Origin of the sequence: Staphylococcus condimenti (assembly GCF_001618885.1) — a bacterium.
In the GTDB taxonomy this organism is placed as follows: domain Bacteria; phylum Bacillota; class Bacilli; order Staphylococcales; family Staphylococcaceae; genus Staphylococcus; species Staphylococcus condimenti.
The window spans coordinates 1,702,874-1,720,701 of record NZ_CP015114.1 but is presented as its reverse complement, the minus strand read 5'-3'; the positions used below and the strand labels follow the sequence as shown (position 1 = coordinate 1,720,701).

The window sequence follows — 17,828 nt, the reverse complement described above, 5'->3', positions numbered from 1 at the left end:
ATTCCAATTAATCTTATTAAGGCAGATTAGAGGGTCATTATTTGTCCCCTCAATTAAGTTTTTTATACTTCGCAGCAATTTTAGTTTATATGCATCTACCAAACGCCTTGTTTTATTATTAAATATATAAAACATTGTTCGATACATAAATAAAAGGTATAATAAAAGAGAAGAAAGACATTTCATCCAAGTATTATTAAGGGTTACAAATTGCAAGTGTGTTTTACCAAGCATTAAGATCTAAAACAACAGTCCTAACCGAATGTTTACGGTTGGTACAAACAAAGAGGGAGCGATTATTTTATGAAAGCAGCAGTTTGGTATGGTCAAAAGGATGTACGTGTTGAGGAACGTGAAAGTAAGCCGTTAAAAGATAATGAAGTCCGTGTGAAAGTCTCTTGGACAGGAATTTGCGGAACAGATCTACATGAATATTTAGAAGGGCCTGTTTTTATTGCGACAGATGAACCCGATCCGCTTCTAGGACAAAAAGCTCCAGTTACACTAGGTCATGAATTCTCAGGTGTTGTAGACGAAGTAGGAAGTGCTGTAACAGCTTACAAAAAAGGTGACCGTGTAGTAGTGAACCCTACAGTTTCTAAACAAGAAAAAGAAGAAAACATTGACCTTTATGATGGATATTCATTTATCGGATTAGGTGCAGATGGTGGCTTTGCGCACTATACAAATGCACCAGAAGGAAATGTATACCATTTACCTGATAACGTATCCGCAAAAGAAGGCGCATTAGTTGAGCCAACTGCAGTAGCAGTTCAAGCAATCAAAGAAGGCGAAGTACTGTTTGGAGATACAGTTGCTGTAATCGGTGCTGGTCCAATCGGATTGTTAAATATTATTGCCGCAAAAGCAGCAGGGGCAAGTAAAATCTTTGCGTTTGATTTATCAGATGAACGTTTAGAAAAAGCAAAAGAAGTAGGAGCTACGTATGTAGTGAATTCAGGAGAGGTAAACCCTGTTGATTTCATTAATGAGCACACTGAAAATGGTGTAGATGTGACATTTGAAGTTGCAGGTGTGGCTGCGACTTTAGCACAATCTATTGATATTACACGTCCTCGCGGTACTGTAGTAATTGTTTCTATTTTCAGTCACCCTGTTCAATTCGATCCAATGCAATTAACAAATACAGGTGTGAAACTGACTTCTACAATTGCATATACACCAACAACATTCCAACAAACAATTGATTTAATCAGTGAAGGCAATTTAAATGTTAAACCTGTAATAACAGATGAAATCGTATTAGAAGATATCGTTGAAGCTGGATTCGAAAAATTAGTTAGCGATAAATCTCAAGCGAAAATCTTAGTTGAATTAAACGGTGATCAAGTCTAATTAAATTCATATTAAGTGAGATGATTGAATGAAGACGGAAAGCAAATGCTTTCCGTCTTTTTTCATGAAGTCATTTTTGAAATGATTTGTTTAGTTATTTAAAAGATGTTTTACAAATCAGCAATTAATAATTTTCGAAATATTAAGTACATTTAATTATGTTCCGTTAAATGGATATGGTAGTATTTAATTATAATTATTCTAAATAAGGGAAGTGTTCGATATGAGTAAAAAAGATGAATCAAAGTTAACAGGGCTTTTTGGTCGTCCAGTCGGTGATCGTGAGAATTCTATGACTGCAGGACCACGTGGTCCTCTTTTAATGCAAGATGTATATTTGATGGAACAATTAGCGCATTTTGACCGTGAAGTGATTCCAGAACGTCGTATGCATGCAAAAGGTTCAGGTGCATTCGGTACATTCACAGTAACAAACGATATTACTGAGTACTCTGTTGCAAGCATTTTCTCAGAAGTCGGTAAACAAACACCAATGTTTGCGCGTTTCTCTACAGTTGCAGGTGAACGTGGTGCTGCAGATGCTGAACGTGATATTCGCGGATTTGCATTAAAATTCTATACAGATCAAGGTAACTGGGATTTAGTCGGCAATAATACGCCAGTCTTCTTCTTCCGTGATCCTAAATTATTTGCAAGTTTAAACCACGCCGTTAAACGTGACCCACGTACAAATATGCGTAGTGCACAAAACAACTGGGATTTCTGGACTTCATTACCTGAAGCATTGCATCAAGTTACAATTTTGATGACTGATCGCGGCATTCCTAAAGGTTTCAGACATATGCACGGGTTCGGTTCTCATACTTATTCTTTAGTAAATGATCAAAACGAACGTGTATGGGTAAAATTCCATTTCCGTACACAACAAGGTATTGAAAACTATAGTGCTGAAGAAGCTGAACAAGTCATTGCTAAAGACCGCGAATCATCTCAACGCGATTTATTTAATGCGATTGAAGAAGGCAATTTCCCGAAATGGAAAATGTACATTCAAGTTATGACAGAAGAACAAGCACGCAATCACAAAGATAACCCGTTCGATTTAACTAAAGTATGGTTCAAAGATGAATATCCACTCATTGAAGTCGGAGAATTTGAATTGAATCGTAATCCTGATAACTACTTTATGGACGTTGAACAAGCTGCATTCGCACCGACAAACATTGTACCAGGTATTGATTTCTCACCTGATAAAATGTTGCAAGGTCGTTTATTCTCTTATGGCGATGCTCAACGTTATCGTTTAGGTGTGAACCACTGGCAAATCCCAGTCAACCAACCTCAAGGAGTGGGTGTTGAAAACATTTGTCCATTCAGTCGTGATGGTCAAGGACGTTTCTTAGATGGCAACCAAGGCGGTAAAACACACTACTACCCTAACAGTACTGGCGCTATGGAAAGCCAACCTGAATATAAACGTGCACCAATGGATGTTGTTGATGGTCAAGCATATGAATATAACTTCCGTGAAGATGATGATAACTACTTTGAACAACCAGGAAAATTATTCCGTTTGCAATCTCCAGAACAACAAGAGCGTATGTTCACAAACACTGCTAATGAAATGGAAGGTACAACAGACGAAGTGAAATATCGTCATATCCGTCATTGCTATAAAGCAGACCCAGATTATGGTAAAGGTGTCGCAAAAGCTTTAGGTATTGATATTAATGATGTGGACTTAGAAGCAGCAGATTAATTTTGTCTGCTTCCCCGCATGCCTTTCTTTTTCGAAAAAGAATAATTTGAACAAGGTGTGGTCAGTGATGATTTTAGATAAAATTAACCCAAATGACTTGTTCCCGACAGAACAAGTAGAAAGTTCAGTACTCGGAAAAATGTCATATCCGATGAACGGTGAGATCAAAGTATTTGAAGCTGCATATGTTGCCACAAATGAACGTTTAATTTTAAACGTTGATATGGCAGGTGAATTTTATTACCGTAATATCGGTTATAATGAAATTCAAAATGTGAAGTTAACTGAAAAAGCTTTAGATATTACTTTCGAAATCGGAACATTCACTCTGAAAGATTTCAAATATGAAGAAGCTGAACAATTCGTGGATAATATTCAAAACAAATAATTAGAAAAGCTGGACACTCCTGTTAGCGAGTTGTCCAGCTTCTTTTAGTTCATTTTACTTTTTAGTAATAAGTCCTTTTTTCTGGCATAGTTTCCATAGTACTATGCATAAGATAATCCCAAAAATTGTGACGATAATACCGCCTTCAAGACCAAAAGCACCACCATTGATGAATGCCTTATTATTAAAGACATTCGTTTTGAAAATAGAAGTGATATCTCTTTGTCCACTCACAGGAATGCCCAAGACAGAACCCATTGTAAAGTTCCAAAAACTATGTGCTGCACCTGTCAGCCAAATATTATTACTCCAATAGAAAAGCAGTCCGAATACAAGACCAAAAATAAAAATATTAATGATTGCAAGAAATTGTGTTCCAGGATTGCCTATGTGCATTATCGCAAAGAAAACAGAACTCATAAGAATACCGAATACTACGCCTTTTTGACTGCTGAAAATATTCATAATAAAACCGCGGAAGAAGACCTCTTCTGTCATGCCTTGAATCATATATCCAATCAACACTGCTATCAATATCCATATATTAAAGTTAGGATTAATATTAATGGATAACGCTTGAAAAATAAGATTACATAAATAAACAATGACAATTGCTGAAACACCTAATCCTGCACCAATTACATATTTTTTCTTCCATTCTGTTTTATAAAAACCGAGCGACTCATATGTTTTATGGTAATGCTTTTTATTTATCAATAAAATAAGGAATAGCAATATCGGGAATGCAAGCATAGAAGCAATAAACATCGTATCATTTGAAAAGAATAACTCACCATTAAATTTGTGTGTGATAATAACAAATGGTAATACAAATAAAGCTATCAAAAGTCCCAAAACAATAGGAGCACCTATAAATAATCCGATGCAAATAAATGTCGGGCCCCATAAGGATGGCTTTTTACGATATGACTCTTTCTGCGTTTGTTTCATACTTTCATTCAATTCATAGTTCAAGATTATTCCCCTTTCTTATTCGACGTTTCAACCAATCTTTTTAAATAAAAATTTTATTTAACATGATAGTATCATAGTTGCAGCGCCATGTAATAATTTATCGTAAAATTTGCATTAAAATACAATGGAATTTAAAACGTTAATCATTAACTGCTACGTTTCGATTATTGTTCAGTCAAGCAATATATTATCTAAAAAAACTTCTTAACATGACTAAAATGATAGGATTTATAGGCGATATGATACATTTGACGGTAGTTATTCCCCTACTTTACTATAAATTTATAGGGATAAATACTGGAGGATTCAGTTATGATTATTAACAATAAATTGTTATTTTTTACAATGGACGTGTGCGAAAAATGACAATAATACATATATTATTAATGCTTTCAATCGGTGTAGGTGGTGGATTTATTGCTGGATTAGTTGGTATCGGAGGTTCTATCATCATTTATCCAGCGATTTTATTATTACCGCCCTTATTCGGGACACCTGAATATAGTGCTTATATTGCTTCTGGATTAACGTCCAGCCAAGTATTCTTCAGTACATTAAGTGGTTCTATCAGAGCTGTTAAAGAACCCGATTTCAATCCCCCATTGGTTTTATATATGGGAGGAGGTATGCTGGGCGGCAGTGTAGCAGGCGCTATGGTTGCCAACCTTGTGACTACACCAGTTATTAATGCAGTATATATTGGAGTTGCAATTCTAGCTTTAATTTTGATGTTTATTAAGGTAAAACCTCATGATGATGCCACTCATTCATACAATCACTGGCTCTTAATCGCAGTGGGTGCTGTGATTGGTTTAGTTGCAGGTATAATCGGTGCAGGCGGTGCTTTTATTGTTATTCCAGTACTACTTGCTATTTTTAAACTACCAATGAATACAGTCGTAACAAATAGTATTGTAATCGCTTGTATGTCTGCCATCGGATCATTTACGATTAAATTAATGCAAGGCTATGTACCACTTGGCAATGCAATATTTTTAATCATCGGCAGTGTGATATTTGCGCCTATTGGTTTAAAAGTTGGCCGCCTTTTACCTAACATCATACAAAAAGCAATTATCAGTATTCTTATTGTAATTGCGATAACAGAATTAATTTTTTAACGACCAAACCCATTTTTTACAAGTGCTTGGTCTTTTATTTTGGTAAAATTAAGTTGTGTAAATGGATTGAAGAAATGAGGTCTATATTATTGATTGAACAAATTACATCCTATATCGAAAACCTTTTTAAAGGAGCATTTGACGGGCAAAATTTATCACATAAAATTGTTTTTACGATTGTTATTTTACTTGTAACCTTTTGGCTTCATTACATTGTTACAAAATACTTAGTGAAACACGCCACAAATGCCAAACGCTTCACAGTTATATTAAAGAGTATTCGCCAGTTTATTTGGTTTATTGCAGTTGTATGTATTTTGGGCATTTGGATCAATGCGGCCAATTCGGTCATTGTGGTCGCTTTATTAATTGTCGCTTTAGTGGCTTTTTCATTGAAAAACCTAGCAATGGAGGTTGTCGGCTATTTCTTATTAATGAATCGTCGTCTCTTTAAAATGTATGACCGTATCGAAATTAGCGGACATCTTGGTGATGTCGTCAAAATTTCTCCTTTGCATTTTAAAATTGCAGAACGCGGGAATTATCTTTCGACTGAAGGTGCAACAGGTAAGATCATTACCATCCCTAATCATGTATTGTTAGAAGAACCCATCATTAATTACAGTGCTGCTTCTCATATCAACTGGTATGAAGTCGATTACAACCTAGCAATCGACAGTGATTGGCAAACAGCCGTTTCAATTTGTGAAAAAGCATTAGATGACTATATGAAAGATTTTCTATCCCATTATTCTGAAGAACAGTTACAACGTATTAAAGCAAAAATCTCATTATTCGATGGAAAATTAGATTATAAAGTCCATCTGTTGATTGATAAAGATATGGCTGTACTCAGTTGCTATTTCCCTTCTGATTATCCAAAAGCCAGTGATGTAAAATCAGAATTGAACAAACGTATTTTACCCTTGCTAAATGCAGAAGACAGCATTGAACTTATAGGTGAGCGTATACACGTTGAAATGGATAATTGAATATAACTTTTCACTAAGCTGATACTTCAAGGTATCGGCTTTTTTAGTTGGATAAATACCGATTATTTCTCGGGAAATATTTGTATTTATACAAACTATTCAACACTCAATATTTTGATAAAAAGTTCTTTAATTAGCCTTAATTAAGACGTATCTGAACTGCCTTATATCTTTATAATATAAGTGACTAAGTAAGGAGGTTTTTAGAATGAAAGCAATCGTAGTAGGTAAAGATCATCAACCCCAAGTTACTGAGAAAACGTTACGTCCATTGAAATATGGTGAAGCATTACTAGATATGGAATGTTGCGGTGTGTGCCACACTGATTTGCATGTAGCACATGCAGATTTCGGTGATGTTACAGGTACAGTTTTAGGACATGAAGGCATTGGTATTGTCAAAGAAGTGGCTGAAGGTGTAACAAGCTTAAAAGTAGGAGATCGTGCAAGTGTCGCATGGTTCTTTGAAGGCTGTGGCCATTGCGAATATTGTACAACTGGGCGTGAAACTTTATGTCGTGAAGTGAAAAACGCAGGTTATACAGTAGATGGCGGTATGGCAGAAGAGTGTATTGTGACAGCTGATTATGCAGTAAAAGTTCCTGACGGCTTATCTTCAGAAGCTGCCAGCAGTATTACTTGTGCAGGTGTAACGACTTATAAAGCTATTAAAGAATCTGGTATAAAAGCAGGAGAATGGCTAGTCTTATTCGGTTTAGGAGGACTAGGCAATTTAGCGTTGCAATATGCGAAAAAAGTATTTAACGCAAAAGTAATTGCAGTTGATATTAATGATAGTCAACTTGAATTTGCGAAAAATTATGATGCAGATATCACACTTAATCCAAAAGAAGTTGATGTTGCAGAATATATTCAAGAACATGTCGGTGGTGCACATGCTGCTGTTGTTACTGCAGTCGCAAAACAAGCATTTAATGCTGCAGTAGAATCTGTTCGTGCTGGTGGCACAGTAGTAGCAGTTGGTTTACCGACAGAATCTATGGACTTATCGATTCCACGTTTAGTATTAGATGGAATTCGTGTTGTAGGCTCTTTAGTAGGTACACGTGAAGATTTAAAAGAAGCATTCCAATTCGGCGCAGAAGGTTTAGTAGTGCCAAAAACACAAACACGTCCTATGGAAGATATTCAAGATATATTTAAAGAGATGGAAGAAGGTAAAATCAATGGCCGTATGGTGATTGATTTAAATCATTAATTTCAAAATTGCATAGAAAAGCCGAGGCTGTAATAAAGTCTCGGCTTTCTTGCTATTAATATCTCTCTGCACTCAGAGCGTCTAAATCCTAAATGTTATTACGTATTCATTCTCCCGTTTTCAATCTTACATTACATTTCTCTACAAATTTCACTAAATCACTCAATTTCAAGCCGAACATCACGAGCATACGTATAGGCGCTGGTTCCGCAAGTACACGCAAGTTAGGTTCACTCGTCATCTTATGAATCATTTGGTCAAAACCAAATTCATCAATTTCATGAGATAACGTATCTTGAAGATCAATAATATCTTTCAATGATGAATCTAATGACAATTGGATTGGTGATTCATCAATACTTGTAATTTCAAAATCATGATGTGAATGGATATCATTAACTGAGCTGCCAATATGCACAGTATAATTACCATTATCAATTTGCCACAAGCTCGTTTGAGGATTAAACCATTTCAAACGTTCAAATGGAATCACAAGTTTAACAGTTTTGCTTTTATCCGCTTCTAATTCCACTCTTTCAAATGCCTTCAATTCTTTTGCAGACATTTCAATGTTGCTCGCACGATTTTGCAAATAGACTTGAACTACTTCAGCGCCTTGTACTTCCCCTGTATTTTTGACAGTCACGTCGATTTCGATTTGATCTTTGTCATTATCAACTTTTACATTGCTGTCACTATATTCAAAATCTGTATAACTCAAACCATGGCCGAATGGGAAAGCAACTGGCATATCTTTTGTTGCATAATAACGGTAACCGACAAAGATACCTTCCATATAATTTTCCTCTTCAGTACTGCGATTGAACGTCAGATAAGAAGGTGTATCTTGAATACATTCCGGGAAAGTTTCAGCTAGTTTGCCTGAAGGATTTACTTTACCTGAAAGTACATCTAACTTGCCGCTTCTCACTGCCTCAACAACTTGAGGGATAGAATAATCGGGTTGACCTGGCATTTCTAAATCCAGACCAGCGCGTAATGACTTCACGCGATCCTTCACTGCGCCCCAATCAGATACGACTAGACCATCATAATTCCATTGACTTCTCAATAAATCCGTCAATAAATATTGATTTTCGGCAACTAATACATGATTCACTTTATTATATGAGTTCATAATCGTAGCAGGTTGTGCTTCCTCTACAACGCGTTTGAAAGCACTGAGGTAGATTTCATGTAAAGGACGCGATTGGATATTAGAAGAAGATGTAAAACGTTCATTCTCTCTATTATTTGCTGCGAAGTGTTTTGGGCTTGTACCGATACCTTGAGATTCAACCCCTTTAATATATTGAATCGCAAGTTCAGCTGTTAAAAATGGATCTTCTGAAAAGTATTCAAAATTACGACCTGCCAATGGACTGCGTTTAATGTTCATACCTGGACCAAGCAATACATTTACTTTTTCTGATTTTGCAATTTGTCCTAAATATTCCCCATATTTACGTAACAAATCTTTATCAAACGTACTTGCAATCAATGCTAAGCATGGAAACGCAATCGTCTCCACACTACCCGTTAATCCCAGCGCATCTCCGCCTTCTGTTTGTTTACGAATACCTGATGGTCCGTCTGACAGTAATATCTCATTCACGCCTGGAACTTTTGCTGTATTCCAGAAATTTGCTCCTGTTAATAATGTTGCTTTTTCTTCTAAAGATAATTGTTCCAATTGTGCTCTGCAATCTGCTTCTTGTTTCATTGTCATCTCCACCTTGTTTATAATTAAGTCATAAGGCATTATTTCTCTTTACACTTCGAAGTATATGAGAAATAAAATAGAGATTCAATTTAAAGACGGCGAAACTTGACCAGAATCAACAAAATGGGGTGATTTGTTGCACAGTAAAAGAGTAAAATTAGAAAAGAGCGGTACACAAGAATGGGTCTTCCAATCCTTAATGCTCTTACTAGAAAAAGAAAAATTCGATAAAATTACTATCACAAAGATTTGCGATAAAGCCGGCATCAACCGTTCTACTTTTTACCGCAATTATGAAAATAAAGAGGATATTGTCATCAAACAATTAGAAACAGATTTAGGATGTATTACTCAATTGATTGAAAACGGCAGCAGTGAAAATGAGGTATACCATTATGTATTTACCAATTGTACCTATGTATTAGAAGTGATGGAACTGGGTCTCTATCATGTAGTGCTGAAATATCTTACGCAATTACAATTTCGTATACTCAATATGGATGGCATTTATATTAACAATCCAAAAGATAGATTAATTACTACTTATCATTTAGCTGGCATCATCAATATCTTTCTAAACTGGTTACATCCTGAAAATCACATTCCTGCCGAACAGTTTATTGAAGTTTTAAAAAAACAAGTTGGCCATATTAATAAAGAAGATATTCTTAAGGTTCTGCATCTGCTAGCTGAAGAAAAACACCCTGGAAATTAGCCAGCAGACTAAAGTTCAGGGTGTTTAATTTAGCTTATCTGATGAGTTCTTTCGGTATCAAATCATAATCAAACAGAACTTCTGAATGATTATTTAAAATTAATTCTTTTTTCAATACTTCAGAATTCTCTCGACTTTGTGTTTCTTTATAAATTTTAGAAATACGATAATACTTTTCGCCCTCTTTAGCGAAGTGATGGTTTTCTTCAACGAGTTGATATGTCCAAGGAAATACTTTTTCACTGCGCAATTCACCTAGAAGCTGTTTGTCTTCACACCAAACTCGAAGTTGAATATTTTGGTCAGTTTCATTTTTGAAACGATAATCAACATAGTTATATGAAATTGAAGTTCCAGTAGCAAAAGGTTTTCTTTCTCCTGGATCAGGTGCTAATGCATCAGAATGATTATGGAATTCTGTAATCGTAAGCGGACTATGCAATACTAATAAATGAATAGTATTGGCTAAGTTGCATAAGCCGCCGCCCGTCCCGGCTTGAATTTTATTATTCACAATCACACGACCATCTCTATAACCATTTTTTCGGTTAATTTTCCCTACTAAATTCCAAAATGAAAATTCCTCACCTGGTTTAATAATTAACTTATCAATTTTAGAAGATGCTAGTTCTATATTGTAAGCTTTATTTTCTTGTAGAACAGGGTCAATGCCTTTTCCTGTTTTGATTAGATTAGATGAATTTTGAGATACGATATTAGGTAATAAATCGTTCGATCTTACTTGTGAAAACTTTTTACGTTGTCTTAAATCATCAAAATTTCTTTTTATAATTCCTTTTTTAGTAGCAAGTGTATAAAATACCGGATGCATTTCACTTAATAACTTTCTTTTTTTAGCCATCTCAATCACCCCATTTTTGTAATATTAGGAGATCTTTGTTTGTAAAATTTCAAAAGAAATTTTTCTACTTTACGTTTCTTGCCAATTGCTAATTCATACTCATGTTCATGTAGCAGGTATTTAACCAAAATGCTTTTAATACCACACAAATTTGCGCCAAGTATATCAGTAAATAATTGATCCCCCACCAAGACAACTTCATCATTACTCACTTCCAACATTTCAATCGCTTTTAAATAATTTGGTTTATACGGTTTATTTGCCATAGGTATGTATAAACTGTTGATATTTTGATTAAATGTTTGAATACGTTCCTCACTATTATTAGATAATAGTAGTGTTTTTAAACCTAACTTATGAATTTGACCAAATAATTCATCAATTTCTGCTGTAGCGTCTCCACCATGCGGCACTAAGGTACTATCGATATCAAAAATGATTGCTTTATAGCCCATGTCACAAAGTTTTTCATAATCAATATCAAAAACACTGTCTAAATAGGCATAAGGATAAATCAATTTAAACAAGACGAGCCCTCCTGAATTTTAACCTAGGTAATTTTTTATTAATATACGTTGCAAAATAATATATATAAGCGTAAACTTCATTTACACAACTGTCAATAAAGATTTAATTAATTGATTATTTATCTAATCGACGCAATTTGTATATCAAAAAATTAATAAAATCACTAAAAATTAATAAAATCACTAAAAATTATCATTTGCCATAACATTATTTTATAAAGAAAGGGTTTGGGATGAAAATGGGCAAGAGTGAGTTGATTGTAATGCTGACACACAATGATTATACCGTTCATAACGCACGTGAAATATTTGAAGAATGTAAAGATTCAAAAGCAAAGTATTGGGGATTTAAGGATAAAGGGATTTCTATTGAGCAAATGAAAGAGCTTTTTGCTTACATGAAAGCACATGGAAAAACCACTTTTTTAGAAATAGTTGAATATACTGAGAAAGAAAGTCTTGCAGGTGCAAAGTTAGCGCTTGAGTGTGGATGCGATATTCTAATGGGCACAAAATTTTTCCATTCAGTTAACAAATTTTGCATCGATAATAATTTGAAATACATGCCATTTGCTGGAGAAATTGTAGACAGACCATCCATATTAAAGGGAAATATTGAAGATATTGTTAATGAAGCAAAGGAATATTCTGCTCAAGGTGTTTTTGGTTTTGACTTGTTAGGCTATCGTTATGTCGGCGATCCTGTACATTTAATTAATGAATTTGTGACTCAGTTAGAATTACCTGTATGTGTTGCCGGAAGTTTAGATTCTTATGAAAAACTAGATGTTATTAAACGTATTTCTCCATGGGCTATCACAGTCGGCAGTGCATTTTTTGATAATAAATTCGAAGGAACCTTTTCTGAACAAATAGATAAAGTATATGACTATATCAATTAACTTACATACTTTAGTATATGAATACTGCTCTATCACCTAAAAGACCGTCCTGAACTTTAAATTTCAGGGCGGTCTTTAGAAATGTTGCTATTCATTTGGCGAAACAATAAGTTTAAATCACTACATTTGCGGTACATTTTCTATCGCTTTGATATATTGTTGGCTTGTAAAAACTTTAATAGTGAAACCATTATAGTAATTTGCATTGTAGTACCAAATATCCCCTTTAATTTCATCTGGTTCATCATAAAGTTTTGTGAATTCTTTTTTAGTCATTTGACGCGGCGCAACATATACATGATCTACTTTATCTTCTAAATTATAACTTATAGCAATATCTCCATATTGTTGAGCATCGTTGCCATTTATTTCTCTAATACCTTCAGATTTACCGAATTTCTTTTCAATATTTGATTTTGAAGTTCCAATTTTAAAATCTTTATATCCTTCTGGGTTAGGTGATTGCATAAATTTTTGATTAAATTCAGTTGAATTTACGTTGATTTTAACTTTATGTGTTTGAGGCAGGTGTTGTTGTGTTTTATTTTTATTCTCATCATTATTTTTATGCTCACTATTACTTCCTTCACCGAAAATCTGGAGCGCAAAATATATAATACCTATAATCAATGCTATACCTATTAATCCAATAGTAATCCAAAATATCGTTTTCTTTAGTGAACCTGATGGTTTATGATTTGAAGTTGCAGGATGTGAATGTGTCTTAGGAACTTCCGTTTTTTTATTATTTTTCATAAGCTGTTTTCCTCTCGAAGATGTATTATCTCTATTATAATTAAATTAGTTTACGTCCGCTATATTTCTTCAAATTTAATTTAATATTTTACTTAGTATCATTTATTATGTCATTCTTAGGTAAATCCGTTTTTTACCATGCCTTCAGTCTCACTTCAGACAAACCTCACACTTACTCCAAAGAAAAAAATGCGCAACTCCCCTACTTATTGAGTCACGCATTTATATTAATCGTTATTCTTTTACTTTTATATTTACCATCTTATGAAATACATCGTCTGCTTCTTCTGCCGTGATTTTTGTGTTGCTGTTTTCAATCCACTTAGAAAATCCTTTAATAGCACCACCATACAAATAGAAAACTAAATCATCTGGTACAGATGGGTCCTTTTCTATAAGATCAATATTATCTTTCACATCTTGTTGTATAAGTTTAATGAAATGCGAAAAGATTAAATCATTAAATTCTTTGTCTTCTTTTTGCTTAATCAATATACGATGAAAATCTTTAGAACCTTCAAATGCATTCTCTTTAACTCTAAATGGATGATTAATTCGCTCTTTAAAATCATATGAAAAAAACTCTTCGCTCAAATTATTCAACAACACTTCAAGCAGTTCGTATTTATCATGAAAGTGTTTATAAAAGGTTGTTCTGTGAACCATAGAACGATCGCAAATTTGGTCGATAGTAAGTTTAGAAAACTCTTTCTCTTCCAGCAATTCATATAAACCGCCTAATAATAATTTTCTTGTACGCACGACACGTAAATCTAATTTATTCATCTTAACTCACTCTTTCCATTATGTCCCTTCTAGAACAGACGTTTCCTATACAATAAAATCGAATTATAGTGTTATTAAAACACTTTTAATCTACGATGTACAGTTAATTATATAGTATAGATAAAGAGAAAACGTTTCACGCGAAACATTTTTCATATACATTAATGATTAATATCTTCTTAAAGCTTCCTGTCCTTTTATGCGAGGGTTTCTACCTACAATAACAGCTGCACACATTACAGTGATAATTCCAAAAATTTGCCACGTATTTAATATATCGCCTAAAAAAATAACGCCGGATAAAATTGCCACAATGGGTTCTAATGTTGCGAGAATTGAAGCTTTGCTGGCTTCTAAGTGTTTAAGACCTGCTGTATAAAGAACATAAGCCATTACTGTTGAAACAAAAGCTAGGCCGATAGAAGCACCGATAATATCTGGATGTGCAAATTTTTGAATTTTAGAAGGTGTTTTACTGAAGATCAACATAAAGATGCTAGTGTATAGAAAGTTATAAGTCGTAATCGTTAAAGCAGAATACCGCTTTGTCACAGGCTTTGTAAAAATTGTATAAAGTGAATAACATACCCCTGAAAGAATACCTGTCATAATAACTTTAGCACTTACTTCAACTTTGAATGAAGGCAATAATCCAACAACGAAACCACAACCTGCTATGGCTAAAACCAACGCCATAATTTTATTAGAATTCAAGGGCTCTTTGAAGAAAAGTCGGCTAAGTATGGTTACAAAAATAGGACCTGTATAAAGCAAAGTTACCGCAAGTGATAAAGAGGACTGTGAAAATGTTTCAAAGTATAAATAATTGAAGAATACCATACTTATAATTCCTGCACCTGCAAAATAAAAGTGATCTTGCCATCTTGTTTTCAATGACTTCGGATTTGATATCAGCATAAATATAATTAAAAAAATAAACGTCAATACACCCCGAATAGTAACCACGTCCCAAGCATTAAACCCTCTGTTATATAGCGGTTGAATAAACAATCCAATTATCCCCCAACAGGCTGCACCTATTATTGTTAAAATATAAGGTCTCCATTTTAATAGTTGCTGCATACTATAACCCCCCTCATTTTTTGTAATTAAAAGTACGTTATCATTTTTCAGATTTATTTGACAAATAAAAAGATGGTAACCTTTTAAATGTCGTTACCACCTTTTGTATTTTTATTAATTTAAAATGCAATAATTCCAATCAAACCAGCCACTAAAATCATAAATAATGAAGACCCTATTGCCCATTTCATGACAATTTTTTGGTTAGTACCATAATCAATACCAAGCATACCTACCAACAAATAACCTGCTGCATATAATGGGCTCAGTACATGTAAAGGTTGTCCTAAAATAGATGCTCTTGCCATCATGGCTTTAGAAATTCCGAATTGATGTGCAGATTCAGCAAGTATCGGAAGGATGCCATAATAGAATGGATCATTAGCCATGAAGTAAGTAAATGGCATACTCAAAACTGCTGTAATTAACGCAAAGTGATTTCCCATCGCATCTGGTATTATGTTTACGAGAGAACTCGCCATTGCATCTACCATTTTTGTTCCGCTCATAACACCAGTGAAAACTCCTGATGCAAACACTAAACTTACAACAGCTAAAACATTTCCTGCATGACGTTTAATAATTTCAGATTGTGTGTTCAAATTTGGATAGTTAATAATAAGTGCTACTGCGAACCCAAGCATAAAGAGTACAGGAATTGGCAAGAAGTTTGTGATTAATGCAGTTAATAACGCAACCGTTAAAACTGCATTGATAATCGTTAACTTCGGTCGTAACAATTCTCTATCATCTTCATCTGTTCCATTTGCATTATTCATTTCTTCTAATGTAAGAGATAGATGATTTTGAATACCGATTCTTTTTCTTTCACGAACACCTAAAACATATGCTGCAAAGAAAGCGAATAGAATACCTGCAACCATAACCGGGATAATAGGTGTGAAGACTTCTTCAGTTGTCAGCTGCAAAGAAGAAATTGCACGTGCTGTCGGACCTCCCCAAGGCGTCATATTCATTACGCCGATGGATAATAAAGCTAATGTAGATAATATGTATAGGTTCATCCCCATTTTCTTATATAGCGGCATCATTGCTGTGACTGTGATAATAAAAGTAGTTGTTCCATCGCCATCTAGTGCAACGATAGAAGCTAATGCTACTGTTCCAATAGTGATTTTAACCGGATCACCCTTAACACCTTTCATAATGATACTGATGATAGGATTGAATAATCCTGCATCAATCATGACTCCAAAATAGAGTATTGCAAAGATTAGCATAATTCCAGTCGGTGCTACGGTAGTCAAACCTTCTAAAATGTCTTTTCCTAAGCTTGAATAAAATCCCCCAATCAAACCAAAGACTACCGGAACTACGATGAGCGCAACTAACGCAGACATTTTTCTACTCATGATTAAAATCATAAAGACCACAATCATGATAAAGCCTAAAATTGCTAAATTCATAAAATCTCCCCTTGTCTATATTCTGTTGTAACCCCTTTTAAGTAGATATAGAATATCATATGGTTTTAATATTGTGAATATTCAATATATAAATCTACTTATTATGTTGAAGTGTTGAATATATAAAAATTAAAAGTATGAATACTCTTATTTCTAGAGATTCATACTTTCCTAAATAATTAATTTGAAAAAGATTCTGCAAATCTCACTAATATGTCTTTATAGATTTCTATAGAGTCAACTTCGGCAAATTCACCATCGCCATGCCAAGCTGCACCTGATGGACCAAATTCAATGGCTGGCGTTCCAAATCTAGCAAAATATCTTGTATCTGCAAACCCATGTTGTCCGAATAATTTCACAGATTCAGGTGATTGATGTGTTTCTTGTGAAATTTCTGTAACTAGTTTTTGTATGAACGGATTGTCTGTTTCATTCATTACAGAAGCACCAGACAAATGAATTGAAATTTCACCATCAATTTCATTTTTAATTTGCTTTAAAATTTCTTTTTCGCTTTGACCCGGCAAAAATCGTATGTCATACGAAATAACCGCTTCATCTGGCACTTTGTTATAAACGGTTCCTCCTCTTATTTTGGCTAAATTAATAGATGGACCTTCAAACAATTTTGTAGATTCTTTAGCAAAAGGCAAATCCAATATTTTTTGATACGTTTTCAGTGCCTCTTCAATTGCATTTTCTCCTTCCCATGGTCGACTGCCATGAGCAGATTTACCTTTCAAATGAATATCCACTTGTAATATACCTTTAGCTTGATAGCCGATTCCTAATTGTGTCGGTTCACCACAAATGACAAAATCTCCTAAATAACCTTGGTCTGTTAAGAAATTAGCGCCATGTTTTCCGCCGATTTCTTCATCCGTTACAAGTTGCAACTGAACAGATGTATTACCTAAATCTTTATGCTGTAATTCGCTCAGAGCACTCATCATAGCACTTACACCCGCTTTCATGTCTGCCGATCCGCGACCATAAATCTTATTTCCTTCAATCCTAGGTTCAAATTGATTAAGATTACCGCTTACCACATCTACATGACCATTCAAAATTAATCTTTTTTCTCCTGCTCCAACATTACAAATAAGAGAATCAAATCCTTCATTGGACAATCGTACGGGTTCTAGTCCTTCTTGTTCCAACCAAGTTTTACAAAATTGGAGTGTTTTATTCGCTTCATCTTTGGTTGAACTGTCAAATTCAATTAACGATTTCAATAAGTCTAATGTCTTTGTCATAGAAATCCCTTCTCTCT

The 17,828-nt window shown here is 34.3% G+C and carries 17 protein-coding genes; 8 read left to right on the top strand and 9 right to left on the bottom strand.

Annotated elements, in window-relative coordinates; translation table 11 throughout:
- Positions 1-303 precede the first annotated feature (303 nt).
- The 3 genes from A4G25_RS08495 (at position 304) to A4G25_RS08485 (ending at position 3,464) form a co-directional block, all read left to right on the top strand.
- Complete coding sequence (locus A4G25_RS08495; protein WP_047132102.1) at positions 304-1,356, top strand: 2,3-butanediol dehydrogenase; 1,053 nt, start codon at positions 304-306, stop codon at positions 1,354-1,356.
- A 223-nt stretch (positions 1,357-1,579) separates the two neighbouring features.
- A complete protein-coding gene (locus A4G25_RS08490) occupies positions 1,580-3,076 on the top strand; it encodes a catalase (RefSeq protein WP_047132101.1) in 1,497 nt (498 codons plus the stop codon).
- A 67-nt stretch (positions 3,077-3,143) separates the two neighbouring features.
- Positions 3,144-3,464, top strand: coding sequence for a PH domain-containing protein (locus A4G25_RS08485; protein ID WP_047132100.1), 321 nt, complete (start codon positions 3,144-3,146; stop codon positions 3,462-3,464).
- Between the two features lie 54 nt (positions 3,465-3,518).
- Here the strand turns inward: A4G25_RS08485 and A4G25_RS08480 are convergent, their stop codons facing one another.
- A complete protein-coding gene (locus A4G25_RS08480; protein ID WP_052766754.1) occupies positions 3,519-4,439 on the bottom strand; it encodes a CPBP family intramembrane glutamic endopeptidase in 921 nt (306 codons plus the stop codon).
- Between the two features lie 362 nt (positions 4,440-4,801).
- Here A4G25_RS08480 and A4G25_RS08475 point away from each other — a divergent pair, with 362 nt between their 5' ends.
- The 3 genes from A4G25_RS08475 to adhP all read left to right on the top strand — a co-directional run bounded on the left by A4G25_RS08475 (position 4,802) and on the right by adhP (position 7,771).
- On the top strand, positions 4,802-5,560 hold the full coding sequence (locus tag A4G25_RS08475; protein ID WP_047132099.1) for a sulfite exporter TauE/SafE family protein: 759 nt from the start codon (positions 4,802-4,804) through the stop codon (positions 5,558-5,560).
- 89 nt (positions 5,561-5,649) lie between these two features.
- The gene (locus tag A4G25_RS08470; RefSeq protein ID WP_047132098.1) at positions 5,650-6,552 is read left to right on the top strand and encodes a mechanosensitive ion channel family protein; all 903 of its coding nucleotides are present in this window, start codon (positions 5,650-5,652) and stop codon (positions 6,550-6,552) included.
- A 208-nt stretch (positions 6,553-6,760) separates the two neighbouring features.
- Positions 6,761-7,771, top strand: coding sequence for an alcohol dehydrogenase AdhP (adhP, locus tag A4G25_RS08465; protein ID WP_047132097.1), 1,011 nt, complete (start codon positions 6,761-6,763; stop codon positions 7,769-7,771).
- Between the two features lie 106 nt (positions 7,772-7,877).
- Here adhP and A4G25_RS08460 read toward each other — a convergent pair whose 3' ends face one another.
- On the bottom strand, positions 7,878-9,494 hold the full coding sequence (locus A4G25_RS08460; RefSeq protein WP_047132096.1) for a beta-glucosidase: 1,617 nt from the start codon (positions 9,492-9,494) through the stop codon (positions 7,878-7,880).
- 136 nt (positions 9,495-9,630) lie between these two features.
- On the opposite strand from A4G25_RS08460, the gene A4G25_RS08455 reads away from it, so the two are divergent.
- The gene (locus A4G25_RS08455) at positions 9,631-10,209 is read left to right on the top strand and encodes a TetR/AcrR family transcriptional regulator (RefSeq protein ID WP_047132095.1); all 579 of its coding nucleotides are present in this window, start codon (positions 9,631-9,633) and stop codon (positions 10,207-10,209) included.
- Between the two features lie 34 nt (positions 10,210-10,243).
- Here the strand turns inward: A4G25_RS08455 and A4G25_RS13255 are convergent, their stop codons facing one another.
- Complete coding sequence (locus A4G25_RS13255) at positions 10,244-11,071, bottom strand: VanW family protein (RefSeq protein WP_047132094.1); 828 nt, start codon at positions 11,069-11,071, stop codon at positions 10,244-10,246.
- Positions 11,072-11,076: 5 nt separating this feature from the next.
- A complete protein-coding gene (locus A4G25_RS13250) occupies positions 11,077-11,598 on the bottom strand; it encodes a YqeG family HAD IIIA-type phosphatase (protein ID WP_047132093.1) in 522 nt (173 codons plus the stop codon).
- A 239-nt stretch (positions 11,599-11,837) separates the two neighbouring features.
- Here A4G25_RS13250 and A4G25_RS08440 point away from each other — a divergent pair, with 239 nt between their 5' ends.
- Complete coding sequence (locus A4G25_RS08440) at positions 11,838-12,500, top strand: hypothetical protein (protein WP_047132161.1); 663 nt, start codon at positions 11,838-11,840, stop codon at positions 12,498-12,500.
- A gap of 120 nt (positions 12,501-12,620) precedes the next feature.
- Here the strand turns inward: A4G25_RS08440 and A4G25_RS08435 are convergent, their stop codons facing one another.
- From A4G25_RS08435 to A4G25_RS08415, 5 genes are all read right to left on the bottom strand, one after another.
- Entirely contained in the window at positions 12,621-13,256 is a 636-nt protein-coding gene (locus A4G25_RS08435) for a hypothetical protein (protein WP_052766753.1), read from the bottom strand.
- 234 nt (positions 13,257-13,490) lie between these two features.
- A complete protein-coding gene (locus tag A4G25_RS08430) occupies positions 13,491-14,042 on the bottom strand; it encodes a TetR family transcriptional regulator (protein WP_047132092.1) in 552 nt (183 codons plus the stop codon).
- A gap of 168 nt (positions 14,043-14,210) precedes the next feature.
- Entirely contained in the window at positions 14,211-15,125 is a 915-nt protein-coding gene (locus A4G25_RS08425; protein WP_047132091.1) for a DMT family transporter, read from the bottom strand.
- 119 nt (positions 15,126-15,244) lie between these two features.
- On the bottom strand, positions 15,245-16,552 hold the full coding sequence (locus tag A4G25_RS08420; RefSeq protein ID WP_047132090.1) for a CitMHS family transporter: 1,308 nt from the start codon (positions 16,550-16,552) through the stop codon (positions 15,245-15,247).
- A gap of 179 nt (positions 16,553-16,731) precedes the next feature.
- A complete protein-coding gene (locus A4G25_RS08415; RefSeq protein WP_047132089.1) occupies positions 16,732-17,811 on the bottom strand; it encodes a M20 family metallopeptidase in 1,080 nt (359 codons plus the stop codon).
- Positions 17,812-17,828: the final 17 nt, after the last annotated feature.

Coding starts and splice junctions, on each gene's coding strand:
- A4G25_RS08495 (WP_047132102.1), top strand. CDS start 304: ATGAAAGCAGCAGTTTGGTATGGTCAAAAGGATGTACGTGTTGAGGAA.
- A4G25_RS08490 (WP_047132101.1), top strand. CDS start 1,580: ATGAGTAAAAAAGATGAATCAAAGTTAACAGGGCTTTTTGGTCGTCCA.
- A4G25_RS08485 (WP_047132100.1), top strand. CDS start 3,144: ATGATTTTAGATAAAATTAACCCAAATGACTTGTTCCCGACAGAACAA.
- A4G25_RS08475 (WP_047132099.1), top strand. CDS start 4,802: ATGACAATAATACATATATTATTAATGCTTTCAATCGGTGTAGGTGGT.
- adhP (WP_047132097.1), top strand. CDS start 6,761: ATGAAAGCAATCGTAGTAGGTAAAGATCATCAACCCCAAGTTACTGAG.
- A4G25_RS08460 (WP_047132096.1), bottom strand. CDS start 9,494: ATGAAACAAGAAGCAGATTGCAGAGCACAATTGGAACAATTATCTTTA.
- A4G25_RS13255 (WP_047132094.1), bottom strand. CDS start 11,071: ATGGCTAAAAAAAGAAAGTTATTAAGTGAAATGCATCCGGTATTTTAT.
- A4G25_RS08440 (WP_047132161.1), top strand. CDS start 11,838: ATGGGCAAGAGTGAGTTGATTGTAATGCTGACACACAATGATTATACC.
- A4G25_RS08435 (WP_052766753.1), bottom strand. CDS start 13,256: ATGAAAAATAATAAAAAAACGGAAGTTCCTAAGACACATTCACATCCT.
- A4G25_RS08430 (WP_047132092.1), bottom strand. CDS start 14,042: ATGAATAAATTAGATTTACGTGTCGTGCGTACAAGAAAATTATTATTA.
- A4G25_RS08425 (WP_047132091.1), bottom strand. CDS start 15,125: ATGCAGCAACTATTAAAATGGAGACCTTATATTTTAACAATAATAGGT.
- A4G25_RS08420 (WP_047132090.1), bottom strand. CDS start 16,552: ATGAATTTAGCAATTTTAGGCTTTATCATGATTGTGGTCTTTATGATT.
- A4G25_RS08415 (WP_047132089.1), bottom strand. CDS start 17,811: ATGACAAAGACATTAGACTTATTGAAATCGTTAATTGAATTTGACAGT.